At 43.8% G+C, this 21,669-nt stretch carries 22 protein-coding genes and 1 rRNA gene; 15 read left to right on the top strand and 8 right to left on the bottom strand.

Annotated features, from left to right (window positions below):
• Positions 1-60: 60 nt before the first annotated feature.
• From rrf to VQ00_RS15970, 6 genes are all read left to right on the top strand, one after another.
• Positions 61-176, top strand: a 5S ribosomal RNA gene (gene rrf, locus VQ00_RS15945).
• Between the two features lie 265 nt (positions 177-441).
• Positions 442-2,127, top strand: a complete 1,686-nt coding sequence (locus VQ00_RS15950) for a methyl-accepting chemotaxis protein (protein ID WP_052728609.1) — start codon at positions 442-444, stop codon at positions 2,125-2,127.
• A 35-nt stretch (positions 2,128-2,162) separates the two neighbouring features.
• Positions 2,163-2,363 carry an ammonium transporter gene (locus VQ00_RS15955; protein ID WP_046181123.1) on the top strand — a complete coding sequence of 67 codons (201 nt, stop codon included), beginning with the start codon at positions 2,163-2,165 and terminating at the stop codon, positions 2,361-2,363.
• A 133-nt stretch (positions 2,364-2,496) separates the two neighbouring features.
• The gene (locus VQ00_RS15960) at positions 2,497-3,213 is read left to right on the top strand and encodes a hypothetical protein (RefSeq protein WP_052728611.1); all 717 of its coding nucleotides are present in this window, start codon (positions 2,497-2,499) and stop codon (positions 3,211-3,213) included.
• Between the two features lie 159 nt (positions 3,214-3,372).
• Positions 3,373-4,461: a type III polyketide synthase gene (locus VQ00_RS15965; RefSeq protein ID WP_046181124.1), complete on the top strand. Its 1,089-nt coding sequence runs from the start codon at positions 3,373-3,375 to the stop codon at positions 4,459-4,461.
• Positions 4,458-4,985, top strand: a complete 528-nt coding sequence (locus tag VQ00_RS15970) for an isoprenylcysteine carboxyl methyltransferase family protein (RefSeq protein ID WP_046181125.1) — start codon at positions 4,458-4,460, stop codon at positions 4,983-4,985. Before VQ00_RS15965 ends, VQ00_RS15970 begins: the two co-directional genes overlap by 4 nt.
• Positions 4,986-5,025: 40 nt before the next feature.
• Here the strand turns inward: VQ00_RS15970 and VQ00_RS15975 are convergent, their stop codons facing one another.
• The 4 genes from VQ00_RS15975 to VQ00_RS15990 form a co-directional block, all read right to left on the bottom strand.
• On the bottom strand, positions 5,026-6,921 hold the full coding sequence (locus VQ00_RS15975; RefSeq protein ID WP_046181126.1) for a DUF2207 domain-containing protein: 1,896 nt from the start codon (positions 6,919-6,921) through the stop codon (positions 5,026-5,028).
• An 84-nt stretch (positions 6,922-7,005) separates the two neighbouring features.
• Positions 7,006-7,707 (bottom strand): exonuclease domain-containing protein, encoded by a 702-nt coding sequence (locus VQ00_RS15980; RefSeq protein ID WP_046181127.1) that lies wholly within the window; start codon positions 7,705-7,707, stop codon positions 7,006-7,008.
• A 6-nt stretch (positions 7,708-7,713) separates the two neighbouring features.
• The gene (locus tag VQ00_RS15985) at positions 7,714-8,694 is read right to left on the bottom strand and encodes a DUF294 nucleotidyltransferase-like domain-containing protein (RefSeq protein WP_046181128.1); all 981 of its coding nucleotides are present in this window, start codon (positions 8,692-8,694) and stop codon (positions 7,714-7,716) included.
• Positions 8,695-8,758: 64 nt separating this feature from the next.
• Entirely contained in the window at positions 8,759-10,027 is a 1,269-nt protein-coding gene (locus VQ00_RS15990; RefSeq protein ID WP_046181129.1) for an ammonium transporter, read from the bottom strand.
• A 341-nt stretch (positions 10,028-10,368) separates the two neighbouring features.
• Between VQ00_RS15990 and VQ00_RS15995 the strand changes: the two genes are divergently transcribed.
• Positions 10,369-11,112, top strand: a complete 744-nt coding sequence (locus VQ00_RS15995; RefSeq protein ID WP_046181130.1) for a YwaF family protein — start codon at positions 10,369-10,371, stop codon at positions 11,110-11,112.
• 702 nt (positions 11,113-11,814) lie between these two features.
• On the opposite strand, the gene VQ00_RS16000 is transcribed toward VQ00_RS15995, so the two are convergent.
• Positions 11,815-12,198, bottom strand: coding sequence for a VOC family protein (locus tag VQ00_RS16000; protein WP_046181131.1), 384 nt, complete (start codon positions 12,196-12,198; stop codon positions 11,815-11,817).
• Positions 12,199-12,298: 100 nt separating this feature from the next.
• Here VQ00_RS16000 and crcB point away from each other — a divergent pair, with 100 nt between their 5' ends.
• The 3 genes from crcB (at position 12,299) to VQ00_RS16015 (ending at position 13,878) form a co-directional block, all read left to right on the top strand.
• Positions 12,299-12,667 (top strand): fluoride efflux transporter CrcB, encoded by a 369-nt coding sequence (gene crcB, locus VQ00_RS16005; protein ID WP_156154097.1) that lies wholly within the window; start codon positions 12,299-12,301, stop codon positions 12,665-12,667.
• Positions 12,667-12,975: a fluoride efflux transporter FluC gene (locus tag VQ00_RS16010; RefSeq protein ID WP_046181163.1), complete on the top strand. Its 309-nt coding sequence runs from the start codon at positions 12,667-12,669 to the stop codon at positions 12,973-12,975. Before crcB ends, VQ00_RS16010 begins: the two co-directional genes overlap by 1 nt.
• Positions 12,976-13,053: 78 nt before the next feature.
• Positions 13,054-13,878, top strand: a complete 825-nt coding sequence (locus VQ00_RS16015) for an aldo/keto reductase (RefSeq protein WP_046181132.1) — start codon at positions 13,054-13,056, stop codon at positions 13,876-13,878.
• 67 nt (positions 13,879-13,945) lie between these two features.
• Here the strand turns inward: VQ00_RS16015 and VQ00_RS16020 are convergent, their stop codons facing one another.
• Positions 13,946-14,893 (bottom strand): LacI family DNA-binding transcriptional regulator, encoded by a 948-nt coding sequence (locus VQ00_RS16020; protein WP_046181133.1) that lies wholly within the window; start codon positions 14,891-14,893, stop codon positions 13,946-13,948.
• A 332-nt stretch (positions 14,894-15,225) separates the two neighbouring features.
• On the opposite strand from VQ00_RS16020, the gene VQ00_RS16025 reads away from it, so the two are divergent.
• Genes VQ00_RS16025 through VQ00_RS16035 form a run of 3 tightly spaced genes read left to right on the top strand, consistent with a single transcriptional unit; the run spans position 15,226 to position 18,010 of the window.
• Entirely contained in the window at positions 15,226-15,990 is a 765-nt protein-coding gene (locus tag VQ00_RS16025) for an NUDIX domain-containing protein (RefSeq protein WP_046181134.1), read from the top strand.
• Between the two features lie 16 nt (positions 15,991-16,006).
• A complete protein-coding gene (locus VQ00_RS16030; RefSeq protein ID WP_046181135.1) occupies positions 16,007-16,555 on the top strand; it encodes a cysteine hydrolase family protein in 549 nt (182 codons plus the stop codon).
• A 3-nt stretch (positions 16,556-16,558) separates the two neighbouring features.
• Positions 16,559-18,010, top strand: coding sequence for a nicotinate phosphoribosyltransferase (locus VQ00_RS16035; RefSeq protein WP_046181136.1), 1,452 nt, complete (start codon positions 16,559-16,561; stop codon positions 18,008-18,010).
• Between the two features lie 337 nt (positions 18,011-18,347).
• On the opposite strand, the gene VQ00_RS16040 is transcribed toward VQ00_RS16035, so the two are convergent.
• Positions 18,348-19,364: a potassium channel family protein gene (locus tag VQ00_RS16040; RefSeq protein ID WP_046181137.1), complete on the bottom strand. Its 1,017-nt coding sequence runs from the start codon at positions 19,362-19,364 to the stop codon at positions 18,348-18,350.
• On the opposite strand from VQ00_RS16040, the gene VQ00_RS18930 reads away from it, so the two are divergent.
• Together VQ00_RS18930 and VQ00_RS16045 are read left to right on the top strand one after the other, a co-directional pair.
• Positions 19,326-19,511 carry a hypothetical protein gene (locus VQ00_RS18930; RefSeq protein WP_172645593.1) on the top strand — a complete coding sequence of 62 codons (186 nt, stop codon included), beginning with the start codon at positions 19,326-19,328 and terminating at the stop codon, positions 19,509-19,511. The genes VQ00_RS16040 and VQ00_RS18930 overlap by 39 nt on opposite strands.
• Before the next feature lie 233 nt (positions 19,512-19,744).
• Entirely contained in the window at positions 19,745-20,278 is a 534-nt protein-coding gene (locus VQ00_RS16045; RefSeq protein WP_046181138.1) for a GNAT family N-acetyltransferase, read from the top strand.
• Between the two features lie 66 nt (positions 20,279-20,344).
• Here the strand turns inward: VQ00_RS16045 and VQ00_RS16050 are convergent, their stop codons facing one another.
• On the bottom strand, positions 20,345-21,604 hold the full coding sequence (locus tag VQ00_RS16050; protein ID WP_046181139.1) for a dicarboxylate/amino acid:cation symporter: 1,260 nt from the start codon (positions 21,602-21,604) through the stop codon (positions 20,345-20,347).
• Between the last annotated feature and the right edge of the window lie 65 nt (positions 21,605-21,669).

Raw genomic sequence — 21,669 nt, forward strand, 5'->3', positions numbered from 1 at the left:
TGCCCATACAATGAACGCTTCTATCCAGTTTTGAAAGAACACTTCTTTCGAACTTCATAGTCAGGTGGCTACAGCGAAGAGGTCACACCCGTTCCCATCCCGAACACGGCAGTTAAGCTCTTCAGCGCCGATGGTAGTTGGGGGTTTCCCCCTGTGAGAGCAGGACGCCGCCTGGCACGACAGGACAACTTGAATATTCAGGTTGTCTTTTTTTGTTCCAAACAAATCATTATGGTAATTTCGTTTATATGAAAAGGCGGTTGAAGCCGTGAATATGAAAATAATGATTAATGAAGCTTTATAATTTAAAGAACAATGTTGGAAAGTGTCCGAAAAGTGACGCTTTCTTTTTTCTTTGCAAAACTTTATAAATTCTTTAGGTTCACGCTGATGTGTTAAGAGTATAATAATGAAAGTAAAATAGGAATAATGGAGGGCGACATGAGTATCAAGTTAAAGTTAATCATCCTTGTAGCTGTCCTGATTGCAGCAATGACATCAACGGGAATTTTTTCGATTTATACATTTAATGAAACGAATAAGCAGACGATGGAAATACAGGAGGACGCAAAACTTCTTCAAGTAGTAAAGCATGTGCAATATCGTCTTGCCGGTATCTCGAATGACGAGCGGGCGTTTTTGATTAATGGTGATCCGCAGTTCCCAGAAGGCATGGCAGAAAAAAAAGCGGATATCGGTGTTCATTTGCAAGAAGCGTTAGAGCTGGTTGCAAGTGCAGAAGAAACTGAACACATAAAAGAAATTCAATCTTACATAGAAGATTATTGGGCGGTTAGTGAACAAACGGTAAATCTGTATCAAACAGATCAGAATGAAGCGCTGGCACTTCATTTTGAAGAAGAGCGCACAATTCGAAAAGAACAGCTGGATCCATCTATAAACGAAATTATTGAAGCGATTGAAGCAGAAATGGCAGTGGATAATCAGCGTTTGGCCGATCAGCAGGAGCGAAACACGATTATTTTGGTTTTACTTGTCTTATTGACGTTATTGTTTGGCAGTATGTTCGCGTGGTTTATTATTACTTCGATCATGAAGCCGCTTCGCCTTTTTGATCGGCAATTACAAGAGATCTCTCAGGGGGGCGGGGATTTAACACAAAAGATTGCGCTGAAAACAAATGATGAATTTTCGAAGCTGGCCCATTCGTTTAATCAGTTTACGGCATCATTACGCGACATGATTGAGCGAATTAGTGATTCGGCTCAATTCCTTGCCTCGTCTTCGGCCCAGGTAACAGCAAGTGCTGATCAGTCTGTGCAAGCTGTTGAACACGTGACATCCTCGATTCAGCAAATTGCAGGTGGTGCAGAAAGCTCATCGTTTAAAATAAAAGAAAATGCAGTTATCCTGGATCAAATTGAATCAGGTGTTACCGGCATTTCCATTCGTTCAGAAGAGCTGAAGTCATTATCTCTCCGAACATTAAAAGCGGCAGAAGAAGGCGGCTTGGCCGTTCAGGACAACGTACGGCAAATGCAATTTATATTTGATTCTGTTGCTGAATCTCATGATGTGATTCGTTCATTGTCCGATCGATCAAACGAAATCGGGAGTATTTTAACAATCATCAGCGGCATTGCGGACCAGACGAATTTGCTGGCGCTTAACGCCTCCATCGAAGCGGCGCGTGCAGGTGAGCACGGCAAAGGGTTTGCGGTTGTTGCAGAAGAAGTGCGTAAGCTGGCAGAACAGTCACTTCAGTCATCAAAACAAATTGGCGGGCTCATTGATCGCGTGCAAAAAGATTCTGAACAGTCGGTACGCATTATGGGTACTGTCTCGGAAAATGCCTCAGTCGGCCTGCGGACATCGGCGGATACATCTGAAAAATTCCGTGATATTATGGACCGGACCAATGAAATGGTCCCAAGAATAGAACGGATTACGGCTGCACTTCGGCAAATAAATGAGCGTGTCGCTACGTTCAAGCGGACAGCAGACGTGATTGCCGAAACGGCAGAAGAAAGTGCCAGAAACACAGAGGGAGTATCAGCCGCAATAGAAGAGCAGCTTGCATCGATGGAAGAAATTTCAGCTGCGGTTAAATCGATAGCGCAAACGGCGGATGATCTTCAATCGATGGTGCATCAATTTAAAATATAAAAACGATCCACCTTTCTGAAAAGACGGGTGGTTTTTTGTGGTTTGGCTGGTTTTTATTTAACGCCGTCCGTAATTTGGATGCGTCTAAGACATCACTTGCATCAATTGCAATTAATACGGTACTTTCTGGGGCGAGCGGTGGTGCGGCTGTACTGTTCATGACACTGAAAAAGTTTGGCAAAACCGATCCAAGTATGACGATGAATGGTGTTCTGGCCGGGCCTATTTTCGATTAAAGCAGCCTGCGTGTTCCTCCCGCAGTGAAAAACTCTCTCCCTTTTAACGGGGACAGGTTTTTTTGCGACAGAAAGTGTTTAAAGGTTTTTAGGCGTGGAAAACTCCTTATTATTGAGAGGAAGGAGGAGTTTCGTGATTATCCTTAGTTTATTGTTTGCGATTGGTTTTGCGGCCATCCATTTTTCAGCAAAGTATATGGCGTTTATTAGCCGCGTTTCAAGAAGCCGATTTTTATCCTTTGCGGGCGGCATAGCAGTTTCTTATGTGTTTGTACACCTTCTGCCAGACTTAAATACACACCAGCAAGTATTAGAAAAAGCTGATAATGGTGTGCTTCAATTTGTTGAAAATCACGCTTACTTGATGGCGCTTTTTGGACTTGCTCTGTTTTATGGACTTGAAAATGCGGTATCACGCGCTACAAAAGACAAACAGACGCATGCAGGTTCAGGCATCTTTTGGATTCATGTCGGAATATTCTTTTTTTATAATATGTTGATTGGTTATCTGCTTATTCAAGAAGAGTTTGAGCATGTAATGGGGATGGTATTTTATTTTCTAGCCCTATCCGTTCATTTTGTGACGGTGGATCAAAGTATGCGGGAAACACACCAGCATGTTTATGACCGGTATGGACGCTGGATCCTCACGGCTGCGGTTTTGGTCGGCTGGAGTATCGGTGCTGTTACACAGCTTGAGGAAGCGTTAATTTCTATGATGTTTGCTTTTTTATCTGGTGCACTCATTTTGAATGTCCTGAAAGAAGAGCTGCCGGAAGAAAGCGATAGTAGTTTCGGCGCTTTTGCCACAGGATTAACCGTATATTCTATTTTGCTTTTAGTTGCATGATAAAGCTCCGGTGCTGACTGCCCGGGGTTTTTCTTATTCATATGTATCGAAACAGAATTTTTCAAGTTATAAAAGAAGAGAATGGCAGGGAGGAGTTCATAAATCAGTATAAAAAGGAATGAAGGGGGAAGGGTAAAGAAAAAGAAAAGTGGGATGAGCATGCCGATTATTGTATCCATTAGTACGTTTAACCCTCCGAATATAGTGGAACAAAAACAAACAGCCCAATTTGCCCATGAATTATTTAAAGATGATTTTCGAGATATCGAGCGGCTCTTAGCTGTTTTTCAAAATGGGCAGATTCAAAAACGTCATTTTGCGATGCCGTTAAAATGGTTTGAAAAGGATCACAGTCTGCAGGAGCGAAATTATTTATATGTTAAGAAGGCTGTTGATTATGGAATTGAAGTCATTTCGCGGTGTCTGGATAATGATCGATTTTTAATGAATCCACTGTCAGCTGATGAAGTTGAGGCTGTTTTTTTTATTTCCAGTTCGGGTATAGCGACCCCAAGCATTGAAGCGAGAATCATGAATCATCTGCCGTTTTTGGATAATACAAAACGCATACCGATCTGGGGGCTTGGATGTGCCGGGGGGGCAGCGGGTATTAGCCGGGCTTATGAGTATTGCTTAGCTTTTCCTAAAGCGAAAGTACTTGTTTTGTCGGTTGAGTTATGCAGTTTAACGTTCCAGCGAAACGACCGTTCTAAAAGTAATTTAATTGGCACATCGCTATTTGCGGATGGGGCTGCATGTGTATTGATGGCTGGCGACGAGGCGGGAGTAAAGACGAAAAAACTCATGCCTTCCGTTTTAAAAACAGAATCAAAACTACTTCCTGATTCTGAGGACGTTATGGGATGGGATTTGAAAGACAGTGGTCTTCATGTTGTTTTTTCCCGGGACATTCCGATGATCATTCGCAACTGGCTCGGGCATTTTGTGAACACTTTTTTAAAGAATCAAAAGCTATCTATTGAAGAAATTGCACATTTTGTAGCACATCCAGGCGGTAAAAAAGTGCTCGATGCCTATGAGGATACGTTGCAGCTTTCAAAGGAAAAAACATCACATTCTCGTGCTGTTCTTTCGGAATTTGGCAACATGTCGTCCCCTACCATTTTATATGTACTTGAACATTTCATGATGGATGAAATGAAGAAAGGGGATTACGGATTAATGGCTGCTTTAGGACCGGGGTTTTCAGGAGAATTAGTTCTATTACAATGGGGGAAGGGAATATGAGAGAGTTGTTTTGGCTGTTTATCCTATTCGTTTGTGTACAGCGGATTTCAGAATTGATTATAGCCAAGCGAAATGAAAAATGGATGCTTAGTCAAGGCGGTTATGAAACGGGTACGCGCCACTACCCGTTCATCGTCGCTCTTCATATTAGTTTTTTTATTAGCCTTATCATCGAAGTGGAACTCCTTCATAAGACAATTAATTCGGACTGGCCCTTGTGGCTGACTTTGTTTTTGCTTACCCAGCTAAGCAGAGTGTGGACTCTTCGTTCACTTGGAACCTTTTGGAATACGAAAATCATTGTACTGCCCGGAGCAAAAATTGTTAAAAAAGGACCGTATCGATGGGTTCGTCATCCAAACTATATCATTGTCACAATGGAATTTATCATTATTCCTTTTCTGTTCCAAGCATATTATACAGCGCTAATTTTCACTTTGCTTAATGCGTTCATGCTCACTGTGCGAATTGCGGCGGAAGAACAAGCGTTAATGAACGCCACCGATTTCAAGAAAGGGTATTAAGTTTACCTGGAAGTTGGACATTGATTTACAGGAGTGATCATTAGTCACCTCCACCTCCACCGCCGTCGCCACCTCCACCATCGCTTCCGCCGCCGCTGTCTCCGAAGAAACCGCCGCCCCCATCAGATGAAGAGGAAGAACTTCCGGGAGGTGCGCTCCATTTCCATGTGTGTGCAACATAGTTGACTGGTTCTTGATCAGTCAGCATCAAATAAGCGAGCGGGGCTGTAGCAGCCATGGCCGGTTCTACTGGTGTTTCGGGTGCTGATCGTTTAGCGCGCAGCAACAGTGAACGGACCATCCATTTTTCTAAATCGCCTTCCGGAATTGACTTCATTTTTTGAAACTTATTTATATCTGATTTCGTGATGGCTGCTTCACTAGAAAGTAAAAAGCGTGGTGTCAGAGCATACAGCAGCGCATTCAGTAAAATGAACAAAAGGAGCCAAAGTGCGGCATCGGTATCGTACAACATGGCGACAGCAATGATAGATACGATATAAAAAAGAATGGCCGGCCAGCGTTTTTTCGGCTTCCGCCAAATGACAAGCAAAAGCACAAGGCCGATCACGCCGTAAACAATGCTTGTTGAAGCGGCTAAGGAGTCTACGGCATACGCGTATAAAATAAAGGCATACACGGTTAGCAGCATCAATTTTTTTAAAAAGGATGGGATCCCGCTGCTGAAAAAGCCATCATTTTTTAATTCCTGTACAATGCAGTCTGCCCATTCTTCCTGTTGCTCTTGGTAATAACGGACTTTCTTGTGCAGATGGCTGCCCTTTTTTAATATTTTTTCACGTTTTGTCACCCCAGCAAGATCATGCATGGTAAACGTTTTTCGGTTTTTAAACAACATCTTTATCAATTTCTGGTCGCATGCCGGAACTTTTCTCAGCTTAACGTTTAGTGTAAATTGAAGCGTTTCATCCGGCGCTTCCGGGTCTTTTTGGAAGCGTCCTTTTGATTGAACAGTCTCCACTGTTGCCATTCCTCGTTCAACCAGTGAATAAAGACCGGCCAGAAAAGCATATTCATCAGAACGTCCATTGCGGTCAATCATATATAAATAAAGTGGATCGTGGTGCAACAAGGAAGAGGAATCGCCCGGACCGCCGCGAAAGCACAGTAAAAAAACAGCAAGAATGCCAAGGGAGGCAGCGGCCGACAGCACTTTCAAAATCGTTTCCAGCTGCTGTTTTTGGTCTTCTTTTTTATAAAATGACTGGGCCAATGTATTTTCTTTTTCCACCGCTTTTGTCAATGTCACAGGCGCAGCCGGTTTGTCCTGTATCATCATCACGGAAGACGGAAACAGGACACGCACTTCCGTTAAAGAATAAAGCGGCGACTTCGGCGTTATAAAGCGGACTACTTCCGCTCCTTTTTCCTCCACAACTCCGAACCGGTCATGCATAAACGCATAATAGCGGGAAGGTTCGATAGACTCTGGAAAAACGACGTCGATTGTGACGTTTTCGAGTGTTTTATCATGATGGTCGTCCGTTCCGAAAAAAGGAATTGTCAAATCGCTGTAAGATTCATAAGAACGGACGCCATTGACAAGTTCATATGTAAAAAAAACAGACTTTTCTTCATCTTCTGAGGAAAGGTCGGCACTGTACGTGTTTTCATCCCGGCTGACCGTCAGTGGTTGCAAATCAGCTTGATTAACGAAACCGGGCTCCGCTGATTTGTTGGTCAGCTCATAAGCTTCAAAGTTCTGTACACCGTTATGCCCGTCTGTATGAATAGATCGAATTGCATGGTCGTATTTTCCGTTAAATGTATAATGGAAAATTTCGTTTACTAGTACATTGCCGTTCGTATGGATCCAGGCGCGGATCTGTACTTCGGCAACATTATACGATCTGGCCATGGCCGGCGTCGCAAATGCAAAAAGAAAAAGAATAAAAAATACCAATTGTTTTCTCATTGTTGCAGCCTCCTTTTTCATCCATACGAATAATAAAAAAGAAAAGATTCGGAAAGAAGGAAAATAATACAAAAGACCCGCCATTTATCGAACTATGGCGAGTCTTTCATATACTTGAGAAAGTGTCGTAACACCCATTTTTTGAAGTTTTTCAACATATACAGCCCAAAGAGCTGCGGTAAGGCGTGCATCACCAAGTGCATGATGGCGGCCGACAACGGGAATCTTATTATGTTCGCAGCAATCTTCGAGACGGACATAAGGATTGTCCGGTTCGGCAATCCGATACATAAAAGACGTATCAATTAGACGGTGTGAAAAAGGCGCACGGAAATATTTACGGCTTACGTACGTCATAAACGCTTTTTCATGGCTGGCATGATGGGCAACGAGCGGGGAAGCGCCACTGAACTTAAAAAACTGTTCAAGTGCTCTAGCAGGCTCCGGTGCATGGATCAGCTCTGATTCCTCAAGGCCCGTCAATTCTTTTACAAGAGGTGGGATTTCTTCGTTAAAGCGAACGGGTGAATAATATTCATCTTCAACGTGGCGGCCTGTTACTTTCACCGCACCAATTGATAAAATTTGATCGCCTTTATCCGGATGAAACCCTGTTGTTTCTAAATCGAACACAACCACCTGTAATTTATTGAGCGGAATCGATGTTGTTTGTTTTGTTTTCAAGTCCCGCTGGAGACTGCGCATAAACGCCATGTCTTGCCGGCCGCCCTGCAGCCCTGTAAAACGGTTGCCGCTTAAATTTTTCATGAAATCGTTAAAGCCCATTATGCATCATCCCTTTGCTGTAAATCGCTGCACGTAATGATGAAGGGACTCCGCGGTTTTTAAAATATGGCGCAGCTCCCGCTTGCGTACCGGTCCGAGTGACTCAATGTTTACATAATGGGAACTGTCATAATCCGGTGCATTCTTCAATGCGCGGAGCCTGAAATCGAGCAGCGTTCGGAAAGCCTCTTCATAATCGTCGATGCGGCCGTCGTGGGCAGCAACATGCTTTAATGCCTTCATACGTATTAACGTAGAAGAAGGTTCGATTCCTTCTTTCATTGCAAGTACCCGAATGGCATTGACATATGGCAGGAAAGCAGATTGTTTTATATTTAACGATCCCGCGTGCTGTCCGTTTTGTTCGGTGAAAATCTGTCCGAATAAGCCGACTGACTTTTTCATAAATTGAATGTTTTCGAAAAAACGCTTCAGCTTGTGTGGATCTTGTTTTAATGCAATAGTTATTTGCTTTTTCAAAGCGGAAACCGGTGCTTTTTCTCCGTGCAGTACCCGGGCGTCGCAAATCATATGGAGTGAGCGGATGGTATCAAGTGTTTCGGCATCAATCCATGAAGCAATCTGTTCTTTCCAGCCCGCTGACGAACGGCACCAAACAGGATTAGAACTCATGACCTTCCCTTCGCAATACGGGTAGCCGGTCTCATTTAAGCCATCTGAAAATGTTTGGCCTAACTTGAGAAAATAGCCAGCAGCTTCTTCTGTATCCAGCTGGAATACGATGCCATGGTCCTGATCGCTGATTATGCCCTGTTCAAAACGTCCGGCGCTGCCGAGCAAAAACAAGGAGTATGGGCAGGGGGGAGAACCGTATTGATTTTCATGGTTCTGCAGGGCGATGGTGAAAACCTGCTTCATAATATTGTCATGAAAGGTATTCAAGCGCTGTGTTGAATGGAGATGCTGATCGATCGTTCCATCTTTTTCGTGGCGGATGTCTGCGTATGTTTGCTCCCGCGTCGTCATCGTTTTTCACATCCTTTTTAAACTAATAATACGCAAAGCGGCTTCGCTTTGCGTATTATTAATATTATTTTCCCGCTGCTTTCGATTGGTTATCAGCGAATACTTCCGGATAGCCGTAAGTACCGTGTTCGCTGATGTCGAGACCCATGATTTCCTCTTCTTCTGAAACACGAAGACCGCCAAGAAGTTTTTTGATCACGAACAGAAGCGCAAACGATACAACGAATGCAAATGCGCCGCTGGCCAATACACCCATTGCTTGAACACCAAGCTGAGTGAAGCCGCCGCCGTAGAAAAGACCAGGCTGGCCGACAGTGGCAAGTTCAGGTGTTGCGAAGAAGCCAGTTGACAGTGTACCCCAAATTCCAGGAATACCGTGAACGGAAAGAGCGAAGATTGGATCATCAATACCGAGTTTCTCCATTAATTTCGCACCGTAGAAAACGAGAACGCCGGCAATTAAACCGATCACAACGGCTGCCCATGTATCAACGAATGCACAAGACGCTGTGATGGCAACAAGGCCGGCAAGTGCGCCGTTTAAAATTGTTGGAATGTCTGATTTACCGAGAACAATCCATGAGATAATCAAGGCTGCAACAGCGCCGGCACCAGCGGCAAGCTGTGTATTCAACGCTACAAATCCGAAGAATCCGGCGTCGACCGATACAGTACTGCCTGCGTTAAAGCCGAACCATCCAACCCATAGAATCAATACGCCGAGTGATGTGAAAACCTGATTATGTCCGTGAATCGCATTAGCAGAACCATCTTTATTAAAGCGGCCAATCCGCGGTTTAAGCAAGATAGTGGCAGCAAGGGCAGCCATCGCGCCGGTTAAGTGAACAACGGTTGATCCGGCGAAATCCTGCTTGCCGTGTTCTGCAAGCCAGCCGCCGCCCCAAATCCAGTGTGCGACAACTGGATAAACAAATGCTGAGAAAAGAATTGTGAACAAAACGTATACAGATAACTTTGCACGTTCCGCGAAACCGCCAAGAGCGATCGTGATCGCGATCCCTGCGAATGCCAGCTGGAATACGAAAAACACAGTGGATGAAAGGCCTAAATCTAATTCAGCACCGGAATAGAAAAAGTTCGATAATCCAACGAAAAAGTTTGCGTTATCACCGAAAATAAATGCGAATCCGACAGCCCAGAAAACGAGGGAAGCAAGTCCGAATGTGAAAGCGGTTTTCCCGGCAATATGACCGGCGTTCTTCATGCGAGTTGATCCAGCCTCTAGCATAATAAATCCGGCAATCATGAAAATAACTAAAATAGCACTAACCATGACCCAGAGGCTGTTCATCAAGTACAACATATCTTCCATGTTAAAACCCTCCCGAACGTTATTTTTAGTAACTTTTAATGTTATGTTTTGTAACATGTACTTATCTTATGCGGAAAAAGAAGATTCGTCAATAGTTTTTTAGGGGTTTTTCAATTCGTGTAAAGAAATGTGACACTAAAAAAGCAGAACAATCATTTTTAAAAAGAGGATTAATGTACGGCTTAGAAGGGTTTTGGAGTCATTAGACCTGTGACATTAGCCTGCTCATGTTTTGCTGAAAGAGTTCATAAAATGAAAAAAGGATGACTAAATCTATGACAAAAAAAGGATGATTGCACCTCAAATATGATACACTGGCAAAAAAAGAGGGGGGCAGGAAGATGAACTGGTTTGGCGGAAGCTATGAGGAATATGATTTCAGCATGTTTTCAGGAAGCCACCTTAGTGTGTTAGCAGTTATTTGTGCCGCGCTCATTGGAATATATGCCTTTCGCCGTCAATTGATTGCACATATCGGTCGGAAAACAGAAGTCAGTATCGCTTTCTTCTTATTATTAATAGAAGCACTCTATCATATTTGGATGCTGACAACCGACAGCTGGAAGATCCAGCATGCCATTCCACTGGAGCTATGCAGCATTAGTTTGTTTTTAGCTGTGGCACTATTACTGACGCAAAAGAAAGTCATTTATGAAATTTTATTGTTTACCGGTTTGCTCGGAACATCGCAGGCGCTGCTGACTCCTTATTTAAATTACGATTTTCCGCATTTTCGCTTTTTTCATTTTTTTACAGTCCATGCATTTTTAATGATTGTGCCGCTTTATTTTACCTGGATAAAAGGATATAGACCGACCATTTATTCTATTCTGAAAACAATGCTGTTTTTAAATCTATTAATTCCTGTCGTCATAAGTGTGAATAAGTGGACAGGCGGCAACTACTTATACTTAAGCCATAAGCCGGATAGTGCCAGCCTGCTTGATCTGCTCGGTCCGCATCCTTGGTACATTTTTTCACTTGAAGCGTTGGCACTCATACTGAGTTTGCTGATTTGGCTGCTGTTCCGTGAGAAAGAGACCGCCGGACAGCTGTTGGAAAAGCCATTTCGACGCAGAGCATGAAAAAAAGCGGATTATAACAAATCCGCTTCAGAGTGTAGACAAATAAAACCTTTTGTCAGCACATTTGATTTTTCTTCTTCATCCTTGTTCTTTGGTGATGGCAGTGTATAGCTTTCTGATTGGAGCCGAAATGCGGCGGGCTCGCAACTTCGCGTTCCGCGGGCAGGCGCTGAGTTCGTTTCCGTCGCTGCGCGCCTCCACCGATCTCACCTGGCCTGCTAGTCCCGCAGGAGTCTTCGCCGCAAGCCCGCCGCCAAAGCAGCGCATAAAAGAGCCGGTTCATGGGGACATGCTCTGCTGGCGACAGCGCCAAAATGGGACCGTTACGTTGCCCCATTCGTTTTCGTGAATAAAAGCCAGCCAAAAAACGGCACGAACATTCGCAGCTCTTTTAAAAAATGGTGTGAAGCAAAAAGGACGCAGACTCCTGCGGGGACAGCGGTGAATGTGAGACCCCCCAGGAGCGGGAGCAACGAGGAGGCTCACGCACTGCCCGCGGAAAGCGAAGTCCTTTTTGCTTCACCTATCGGCCCCTTCAAAAAAAGACCGACGACTTTGTCGACAGCCTGAAGCGGATTACAACAAATCCGCTTTTTTCATTCATCAAGGTCTTTGTTTCATTAAAAAGAAAAAGAGACCAATTAATAGTAAGAATGCCGCCGATTGCAATGAACAGCGGCAGCCCAATGGAACGCTTCTCTATTACCGTTCGAACAGCTCAATCCATTCGCCGTCCGGTCCGTAGAAAAAGATGTATTTGGATCCGTTCGGAAGTGTTGTCACGACTTCATCCACAAATATGACATTATGTGTTTTCACCCGCGCAATTTCCTCTTCGATATTGTCCACAGTAAACGCGATATGATGCACTTTGCCTTCTGCGGGCAAGGCCGGATTGTACCCTTCAATTAATTCAATTAATGTTTCATCTGTCTGATGAAAACCGAGAAAAGCAATTTTTAAGCTTGGGTCGGGGTGTCCTTGTTTTTCAAGTAATTCAAGTCCGATTACCTTCGTATAAAAATCAATTGTTACATCTAAATTTTTCACTTGAATGCCAACATGCTCAAGTTTTGAAATAGCCATTATGTATGCCTCCTTTTTTCTTTATTATCACCCTGCCTTGACAAATTCACCAGCAAAAATAATGATAAAAGGAAAATGCAGAAAAGAGAGAAGGATTTTTTTGTTACTCTACATATTGATTGGATTGGCCGGAATGATCGGCGCATTACTGCGGTACACGGTCTCTATTACAACAGCCTTTTGGTGGGAAGGGAATTTTCCGCTGGCTACTCTTTTGACGAACTATATCGGCTGCTTTTTATTGCCGTTTCTGACGCTTCAATTAACTGATCGTATGATTGTATCGATGCAAAAAGCGATCACTACGGGCTTAATTGGTTCGTTTACAACTTTTTCTACATTCAGTGTCGAAACAATAGCCCTTTTGGAAACAGGTGAAGCGATAACAGCGTTTGGTTATGTTCTGTTAAGCATTGCCGGCGGGCTTTTTTTTGTTCACCTCGGTTATAAAAGGGGGCGCGGGTTATGATGTTCGTTGCAATTGGCGGTTTTTTCGGCGCGATCGCCCGTTTTTGGGTAAGCAATCAGCTGAATAAAAAACCTTTCCCATTTGGGACCCTTCTAGTGAATGTACTTGGAGCTTTTTTACTTGGGCTGCTTATTGGAAGCGAAACAGGTGAAAATAGCCGTCTTTTATTCGGTACTGGATTTCTTGGTGCATTCACGACGTTTTCAACGTGGCTTTTTGAGGTAAAGAAAATGGATGTGAAAAAGGCGGTGTTTTATATAGCGATTACAGTGGCTGCAGGTTTTTTGGGCACATGGATCGTTATGTAAGTCGTCTGAAAGGAAATGAAAGTATGGGCTATGCTATACTTTCAACGTGAATAACTTACCAGGAAGGGAAGCGGGAGAATGCAATTTGTTACATTAAATAATGGACTCCAAATGCCACAGCTTGGCTACGGCGTCTGGCAGGTTGAAGATGAAAAAGCAACGCCAGCTGTGCTAAAAGCAATCGAAACAGGCTACCGCTCCATTGATACGGCGGCAGTGTACGGCAACGAGCGTGGTGTCGGACAAGCGATTAAAGAATGCGGCGTGCCGCGTGAAGAGCTGTTCATTACGACAAAAGTGTGGAATGCGGACCAGGGGTATGATGCAACATTAAAAGCATTTGATGAAAGTATTGAAAAGCTTGGTCTTGATTACGTTGACTTGTATTTGATTCACTGGCCAACGCCGGCGGAAGATACGTATGTGGACACGTACAAAGCACTTGAAAAATTGTATGCGGATGGACGCGTGAAAGCGATCGGCGTATGTAATTTTGATATCGACCACTTGCAGCGTTTACTGGATGAGTGCGAAGTGAAGCCAGTTTTGAACCAGGTGGAGTGCCACCCACATCTTGTACAAAAAGAATTAAAAGCGTTCTGTAAGGAAAATGATATTTATGTGGAAGCGTGGAGCCCGCTTATGCAGGGCGGCATCGTGCTTGAAAACGACATCGTAAAAGCAATCGCCGACAAGCACGGTAAAACACCGGCACAGGTAATTTTACGCTGGCACCTGCAAAACGACTCCATCGTGATCCCGAAATCAGTTACACCATCCCGCATTGAAGAAAACTTCAATGTGTTTGATTTTGAATTAACAGAAGAAGACATGGAGCAAATTACGTCGCTTGATAAAGGCGAACGTACAGGTCCTGTTCCAGCTGAATTCAACCGTAAATAAACAGAAACTGCCGGCGGCTTTGCCCGCCCGGCAGTTTTTTGATTTTTTTGAAGCGGAATGTTCACGATCAAGCACTTCCACGCTTGATCAATCGAAAGGGCACTTCCATATGTGAGATTTCGACTGAAATGACTTGCTGAAATGCGATTTCCCCAAGCTGCTGCAAGGGAAGCTCAACCGTAGTCATGTTGAGCGCACTGGAAATCGGATGATTGTCAAAACCGACAACAGACACATCTCCCGGCACGGAAAAGCCGATCCGGCGGCATTCAAGCAGAAATCCCACTGCCACAAAATCATTGGTAATAACCATGGCGTCCGGCCGGTCATGGAGTGCCGCCCACTCTCCAGCGATCCTTGTTCCATCCTCAATCGTCAGCGCCTGGTCAAAGACCCAATGACGGCGCATTTCACCAAATTGTTCTTCATACGCTTTCTTCCGGGCAGAACTGCTTTTTCCTTCCATTCTTAAGGTTGTGTAACCAATATTTGTTTTTCCTTTCTCTTTCAAAAAAGACAAAGCAGATTTAAATGCTTCATATTGATTCACAAAAACGGAAGACAAAAGATTCCCAGACAGCGCTTCACACAAGACGATTCGTCCATATTCGCTGTAATCTTCTACAAGTTCAATCGGGCATTCGCGTGACGTGATGATCAGTCCATCCACTTGCTTCAGTTTTAACATGTCAAGCGCGTCCATTTCCTGCATGACATTATAATTGGTCTGCACAATCATCAGCTTATAACCATTTTTTTCGGCCGCTGACGCAATCCCGCTTAAAATGATCCCGAAATACGGATGGCTTACAAATGGTAAAATAACGCCGATGGTTTCGGTTTTGCCGCGAGCTAAATGGACAGCGTTAATATTTTTTTCATAATGCAACTGATCAGCTGCGTCTAACACAGCTTGCCTTTTTTCATCGCTTACATATGGATGACCATTTAGTACTCGTGAAACAGTCGCGGCGGAAACACCGGCAACCCGGGCAATGTCGTGAATATTTGCCATTATCATTCCTCTTTTTTTAAAAATGCTTGCACTGAAATGGGTTTCATACTTTACATTGTAAAAAATGAATGGAGGGGTGGCAACTATGTCGGGTATTTTATCAATTCTCTTTTTATGTGCCGTGGAAATTTTGTTGGCCAATGCCGCGGTGAATGAGCGGGAAAAGCATTGGCACTGGGAATAAATAATATCGTTTGCTTAGATTGAGCAGGGGGAATATAAAAACAATTCAGAAAAACCGGCTGAATAAAGCCGTTTTTTTCTTGCAAAATAAACAAGCAGTCGATATAATTAGTAATTATAAAATTAATAATTAGAAAAGAGAGGATAAAATGAATCAATATGACTCCTCGAAATACCGAACACCCGACGGATACACTGCGGATATCGCTGTTTTTACAATTTTGTCTGAAAAAAAAGAAGAAAAAGCGCCGCCGGATATGAAGCTGCATATGATGCTTATTCAGCGGGCCGCAAAAGACAGGGAAGGAAACCCTAATATTGAAGCAGAAAAGTGGGCGATCCCCGGCGGATTTATACAGCCCAATGAAAAGGGAATCGAAGCAGCAGCACGGGAACTGGCGGAAGAAACCGGCGTTAAAGGGCTGCATATTCGTCATTTCGGTATGTATGATACACCGGGACGTGACCCGCGCGGCTGGATTATTTCCAATGCTTTTTATGCCATTGTACCGGAAGCAGCTCTTCTTAACCGGACGGCTTCGGATGATGCGGCGGACGTTCAGCTGTTTCCAATAGAAGATGTGCTGAACTTGGATCTTGCATTTGACCATCGGCAAATTGTCAACGATGCACTCGTTCTTATTCAATCAGACATGCTGCGGACGACGATGGCGAAAAACTTTTTGCCGGCTGAATTTACACTGTCAGAATTGCAGCGGGTGCTCCTGACTGTCACAAATGATGCAAAAATCGCGTCTGACCCGGTTTTTTTTTCCCGAATGCCGAAGCTCCCGTTTCTGGAGCTGGCGCTTGATGAAGCCGGACAGCCGAAAAAAACGACGCGGCATTCATATCGGCCGTCCCGCTTGTACACATTTAACGACATTGAAGTAATCGAATCCATTTACGGATAAGAAAGGCGGATGTTTTATGAAAGCATTGCTAAATATCGATTATACGTATGATTTTGTTGCCGATGACGGGAAATTGACGTGCGGCAAGCCTGGCCAAGTGCTTGAAAGAGAAATTGTGAGGTTGACAGAACAGTTTATTGAAAACGGCGATTATGTTGTGTTTGCGATTGATGTGCATGACGAAAAAGATCCGTACCACCCTGAAACAAAGCTGTTTCCACCTCATAATATTCGTGCCACTAAAGGGCGCGATTTGTACGGGAAGCTTCAATCTGTGTATGAGGAAAATAAAACACGTGAAAACGTTTATTACATGGATAAAACCCGTTATTCGGCGTTTGCCGGAACGGACCTCGACATGAAACTGCGGACGCGTGGAATTACAGAAGTGCATCTTGTGGGTGTGTGTACTGATATTTGCATTTTGCATACAGCGGTTGATGCGTATAATAAAGGGTATGATATTGTCGTTTATGAAAAAGCGGTCGCATCGTTTAATGAAGCAGGGCACGAATGGGCACTCAGCCATTTCGTGAATACGCTTGGGGCCAAAGGGGGGAAATGAAGAATGACGAAACATCAAGACGACAGCTTAATGCTGCACACTGATTTGTATCAAATTAATATGGCAGAAACGTACTGGCGTGATGGCATTCACGACCGCAATGCTGTTTTTGACTTGTATTTCCGGCGGCTGCCGTTTGGAAACGGGTATGGTGTGTTTGCCGGCCTGGAACGGGTCATTTCCCTTGTTGAAAAATTCGGCTTTACAAATAGTGATATTGATTATTTGCGAGAACTCGGCTACGGGGAAGATTATTTAGCATTTTTAAAAGAAATGACATTTACAGGTACTATTCGCTCGATGCGTGAAGGGGAAACCGTCTTCGGCAATGAGCCGATAATACGTATTGAAGCGCCGCTTGCTCAGGCACAGCTGTTAGAAACGCTTCTGCTAAATGTCGTCAATTATCAAACGCTTATTGCGACGAAAGCGTCGCGTATGATGCAAGTCGTCGGGAGTGGAACGGCGCTTGAGTTTGGTACAAGACGGGCACAGGAAACTGAAGCAGCCATTTGGGGAGCGCGGGCCGCTTACTTGACCGGGTTTGCCGGCACGAGCAACGTCCGTGCAGGGAAACTGTTTGGCATTCCCGTATCCGGCACGCATGCCCATGCGATGGTACAGGCTTATCAGGACGAATATGTTGCGTTTACAAAATATGCCGAGACGCATAAAGATTGTGTATTTCTTGTGGATACATATGACACGCTTCGGTCCGGTGTGCCGAATGCGATTCGTGTCGCCAAAGAATTTGGGGATGAAATAAATTTTGTCGGCATTCGTCTCGACAGTGGTGACCTTGCATATTTATCTAAAAAAGCCCGTGTGATGCTTGATGAAGCAGGATTTCCAGATGCGCAGATCATCGCATCCAATGATCTTGATGAAGAAACTATTATGAGCTTGAACGCACAAGGCGCAAAAATCACCGTCTGGGGCATCGGTACAAAACTCATTACCGCATTTGACCAGCCGGCACTTGGAGCAGTGTTTAAGCTGGTTGCCATTGAAAATGAACAGGGCGATATGGTCGATACCATTAAAATTTCCGGCAATCCGGAGAAAGTGACGACCCCGGGTAAAAAGAATGTCTACCGTATTATTAACAATGCGAATGGAAAAGCAGAAGGGGACTACATCGCCCTGCAGGAAGAAAATCCGCGGGAACAGGAAAAGCTGAAAATGTTCCATCCTGTTCATACGTATATCAGCAAATTCGTGACTGATTTTACAGCCGTTGACCTGCATGTGGACATTTTTGCAGATGGGAAATTGGTTTATACACAGCCGCCGCTCGCGGACATCCGGCAGCATGTGGAACAAGGCTTGTCGGTTTTATGGGACGAATATAAACGGCCGATCAATCCGGAACAATACCCGGTCGATTTAAGCCCGTCCTGCTGGGAGCATAAAATGAAAAAAATTGAAGAAATGATGCCGCCGTCTGCGCGGTGAAAAAAGCTTGCCTGAAAAGTGACGAAACACTTCTTGGGCAAGCTTTATTTCTTGGCCGGATTTTTATCCATGACAGTTAAAAAAAGAAAGAATTCGACCGTCAGCCATTTTTTTGAATTTTTTTGTATTGAATATAATAATTACTGGATATGAATATTTTAGAAGAGACGTGCGGAATCAAAGTGGCTCAGAAAATTCGAATCGCTTAAAGATGCGGCACCTTTTCAATGCATTGATTCAGCATATATCAGTAAAAACGCCGCCATTAAAGCTGCTTTACGCGGGCAGTATGGCGGCGCTGATAAGACAGTTTACCACAGCGGGAAAATGCTCCTGTTTAAAGCTTGCTGTAGGATTTTTCATCACAAATAATAAAAAGCCGGGCATTTTTTGGAATCGGGTCATCGAGTTTTCCCATAATGGAAAAATCATGATGATTGGCGACGAGAAGAATGCCTTTTTCATCAAGCGCCCGTTTCGCATCGCGGTATGTCTGCCAGCCGGCTTTGTTGTCAATATGATAAAGATCATATCCGTCGTGACACGTCAGCTGTCGGATAATTTCGCTTGAACCGTTAAATAAAATCGAGCGGGCGGCTAAATGGGCAGCCGTATCATTCGGTGTAATAAATTCCTCTACATTTGCGTGCGAAAATGCATTTAAATGGGTGGAGTCGGCCACCTCGCAAATTGTGTACACGTTCCGGCCATATTTTTGAGCAGCGGCTTCGATGCCGGATGCAATCAAAAGTGTCAGCCCATCAGCTGTTGATGCATTCAAAGCGTGATCCGGCGAGAAAATCATGATTGATTTCGCTTTTAAAAAATTCGCTTGCTTTAGCGTTTGCTCAGAAGCCGGGGCTCCTTTCACAAAATCAACTCGTTCGTGTAAAAAAGGGATTTTTTCCACAGCTTCATCAATGATAACTGCGTGCACATCGGGAAATGTTTCGAGCAGTTCCGTCAGTGTAATGCGCGCACGGCTTGTCCAATTAATGAGAATAATGTGCTGTTCACGTGTAATTGTCAACCGTCCGTCCTCCTTCATCCGTTTCCGCATACTCAATGCATCAATAATTTTACCAATCAGCACGGTCATCAGCCCAATTCCAAAAATATACAGAAGCATTGCGAACAGCTTCCCAGGCACCGTGGCCGGCGACACATCCCCGTACCCAACCGTGACAACTGTTGTCATCGTCCACCATAATCCTTCAAAAGGCGATACAAACGTTTCTGGTTCGATGTAGTACATGAAAAAACTGCTGAACAAAATGAGTGAACACGTGGCGAAAAAGAGGGTCCAGTTGCTCATATGGATCGCTTTGAAAAAGAGTTTGCGAAAAAAGATCATCGAATGACAACTCCTGACCGGAAGACTTCTTCCTTATTATTATACAAGAATAAGAGAAAAAGAAAAACCTCCCTGCAGCAGGCAGACAGGAGAATGAATGCATGGATTCTTGCAAATTCTGTTTTTGGGCCAGTTCACGGCAAATAGGATGGGAATGAAATAAATTAATGTGTGTGCCAGTGCTGGTTGTTTCACCATGTTCAAGACCAATGATTTGATCCGCGTGAACAGCGGTCGAAAGCCGATAAGCGATGACAAGGATTGTTTGTCCTTTCATTATCTCTTTTAACAAACAAAGAAATTGTGATAGTTTGATTTACTTTTATCTGAATATTAGGTATTTTTAAATTAAGTGTAAAAGAAACAGGAGGATGATAGGGATGCTGTTTCAAAAAGGGAAATTAAAAGTAAGACCGCTGGAACAAAAAGACGAGAATCTACTTGTTAAATGGCTGTCAGATCCTGTCGTACTGGAATTTTATGAAGGACGTGACAACGCATTTGATCTTGAAAAAGTAAAAAAAGAATTTTACACGGAAGAAGAAGGTATGGTGCGGGGCATTATTGAGTTTGATAGAAATGAGATCGGTTACATTCAATATTACCCATTGAGCGCAGAAGAGCGTGAATTGTACGGCTATGGAACAAGTGACATTGTTTACGGCACGGATCAGCTGATCGGAGAAGTCGACTATTGGAATAAAGGCATCGGGAAAGTGCTCGTGAAATCAGTCGTTGAACATCTTGTGAAAACAAAACAGGCACAAAAAGTAGTTATGGACCCGCAGGAATGGAATGTCCGAGCGATTCGCTGCTACGAAAAGTGCGGTTTTGAAAAAGTGAAGCTGCTGCCTGAACATGAGTGGCATGAAGGGAAACATCATAATTGCTGGCTTCTGGAGTACACAAAATAAAAAAACGAAAAGCGATATTCGCTTTTCGTTTCTTTCACTGCTTTTCAAGACGATAAAGTGTTTAAGTTAATTCGCCATTTTTGATTTCGTCACTTTAAGATCGGCAGGGGGGGTAAACTCTTTTTCTACTTTAGCAATAACAACAGTTGCCACGCCGTTTCCGATCAAGTTTGTAATGGCGCGTGCTTCTGACATAAACCGGTCTACCCCAAGAAGAAGGGCAATTCCTTCAACAGGAATCATCGGGAAAGCCGCCAGTGTTGCTGCAAGTGTGATAAATCCGGAACCGGTAACACCTGCTGCTCCTTTAGATGTCAGCATAAGAACGCCCAACAGCGTAAGTTCCTGCCAGATTGTTAAATCTATCCCATAAGCCTGGGCAATGAAGATCGCGGCCATTGAAAGATAAATAGACGTTCCATCAAGGTTAAAGGAATAGCCGGTTGGCACAACAAGTCCCACAACAGGTTTTGAACATCCATAGTCTTCAAGCTTTTTCATCAATTTTGGAAGTGCTGATTCTGAAGATGATGTTCCCAAAACAAGCAAGATTTCTTCTTTAATGAACGCGATAAATTTGAAAATGTTGAAGCCGAAAAGCTTGGCAATACTGCCCAGAATCACGATAACAAAAAGGGCACATGTAATGTAGACGCCAAGCATTAACTGGCCAAGTGATACGAGTGACCCAAGACCAAACTTTCCGATTGTGTACGCCATTGCGCCGAATGCGGCAACAGGAGACACTTTCATGATCATGTTTACAATGCCAAAGAAAATATCAGCTAAACGCTCAAATAAGTCGACAACCGGTTTTCCGCGCTCTCCAAGAGAAGCAAGAGCAAGTCCGAAGAAAATGGCAAAGAACAAAATAGGAAGCAAGTCGCCGCCTGCAAGTGCCGCCATTGCGTTGTCTGGAACAACGCCGAGAACAAATTCCATTAATCCGTGGCTCGATTCTTCAGCGCCTTTTGTATATTCTGAAATATCTCCGCCTTCAACAGAACTCGTATTAAATCCTGCACCTGGTTGAAGAATATTAACGACTAAAATACCAATAGCAAGTGCGAATGTTGTGACAATTTCAAAGTAAAGGAGCGCTTTACCGCCAATCCGTCCAACTTTTTTCAAATCCCCCATGCTGCCGATTCCAATGACGACAGTAAGAAAAATAATTGGGGCAATGACCATTTTGATCATTTTAATAAAAATATCAGCCAGTACTTTCAGATCTTCTCCAAAAGCCGGAAAGGCAAATCCGACTGCAATACCTAAAAGAATCCCTATAATGACACGAACGGTTAAATTATTTAGTGCTTTACGCATCTGAAAACCTCCTTATTTATTAATTGATAGCGGTTTCATGACCTTGATTGAAATATTAACAGACT

The sequence above is a fragment of the Domibacillus tundrae genome (assembly GCF_000970675.1).
Lineage (GTDB): Bacteria > Bacillota > Bacilli > Bacillales > Domibacillaceae > Domibacillus > Domibacillus tundrae.

Coding starts and splice junctions, on each gene's coding strand:
- VQ00_RS15950 (WP_052728609.1), top strand. CDS start 442: ATGAGTATCAAGTTAAAGTTAATCATCCTTGTAGCTGTCCTGATTGCA.
- VQ00_RS15965 (WP_046181124.1), top strand. CDS start 3,373: ATGCCGATTATTGTATCCATTAGTACGTTTAACCCTCCGAATATAGTG.
- VQ00_RS15970 (WP_046181125.1), top strand. CDS start 4,458: ATGAGAGAGTTGTTTTGGCTGTTTATCCTATTCGTTTGTGTACAGCGG.
- VQ00_RS15975 (WP_046181126.1), bottom strand. CDS start 6,921: ATGAGAAAACAATTGGTATTTTTTATTCTTTTTCTTTTTGCATTTGCG.
- VQ00_RS15980 (WP_046181127.1), bottom strand. CDS start 7,707: ATGGGCTTTAACGATTTCATGAAAAATTTAAGCGGCAACCGTTTTACA.
- VQ00_RS15985 (WP_046181128.1), bottom strand. CDS start 8,694: ATGACGACGCGGGAGCAAACATACGCAGACATCCGCCACGAAAAAGAT.
- VQ00_RS15990 (WP_046181129.1), bottom strand. CDS start 10,027: ATGGAAGATATGTTGTACTTGATGAACAGCCTCTGGGTCATGGTTAGT.
- VQ00_RS15995 (WP_046181130.1), top strand. CDS start 10,369: ATGAACTGGTTTGGCGGAAGCTATGAGGAATATGATTTCAGCATGTTT.
- VQ00_RS16000 (WP_046181131.1), bottom strand. CDS start 12,198: ATGGCTATTTCAAAACTTGAGCATGTTGGCATTCAAGTGAAAAATTTA.
- VQ00_RS16010 (WP_046181163.1), top strand. CDS start 12,667: ATGTTCGTTGCAATTGGCGGTTTTTTCGGCGCGATCGCCCGTTTTTGG.
- VQ00_RS16015 (WP_046181132.1), top strand. CDS start 13,054: ATGCAATTTGTTACATTAAATAATGGACTCCAAATGCCACAGCTTGGC.
- VQ00_RS16020 (WP_046181133.1), bottom strand. CDS start 14,893: ATGGCAAATATTCACGACATTGCCCGGGTTGCCGGTGTTTCCGCCGCG.
- VQ00_RS16025 (WP_046181134.1), top strand. CDS start 15,226: ATGAATCAATATGACTCCTCGAAATACCGAACACCCGACGGATACACT.
- VQ00_RS16030 (WP_046181135.1), top strand. CDS start 16,007: ATGAAAGCATTGCTAAATATCGATTATACGTATGATTTTGTTGCCGAT.
- VQ00_RS16035 (WP_046181136.1), top strand. CDS start 16,559: ATGACGAAACATCAAGACGACAGCTTAATGCTGCACACTGATTTGTAT.
- VQ00_RS18930 (WP_172645593.1), top strand. CDS start 19,326: ATGGATCGCTTTGAAAAAGAGTTTGCGAAAAAAGATCATCGAATGACA.
- VQ00_RS16040 (WP_046181137.1), bottom strand. CDS start 19,364: ATGATCTTTTTTCGCAAACTCTTTTTCAAAGCGATCCATATGAGCAAC.
- VQ00_RS16045 (WP_046181138.1), top strand. CDS start 19,745: ATGCTGTTTCAAAAAGGGAAATTAAAAGTAAGACCGCTGGAACAAAAA.
- VQ00_RS16050 (WP_046181139.1), bottom strand. CDS start 21,604: ATGCGTAAAGCACTAAATAATTTAACCGTTCGTGTCATTATAGGGATT.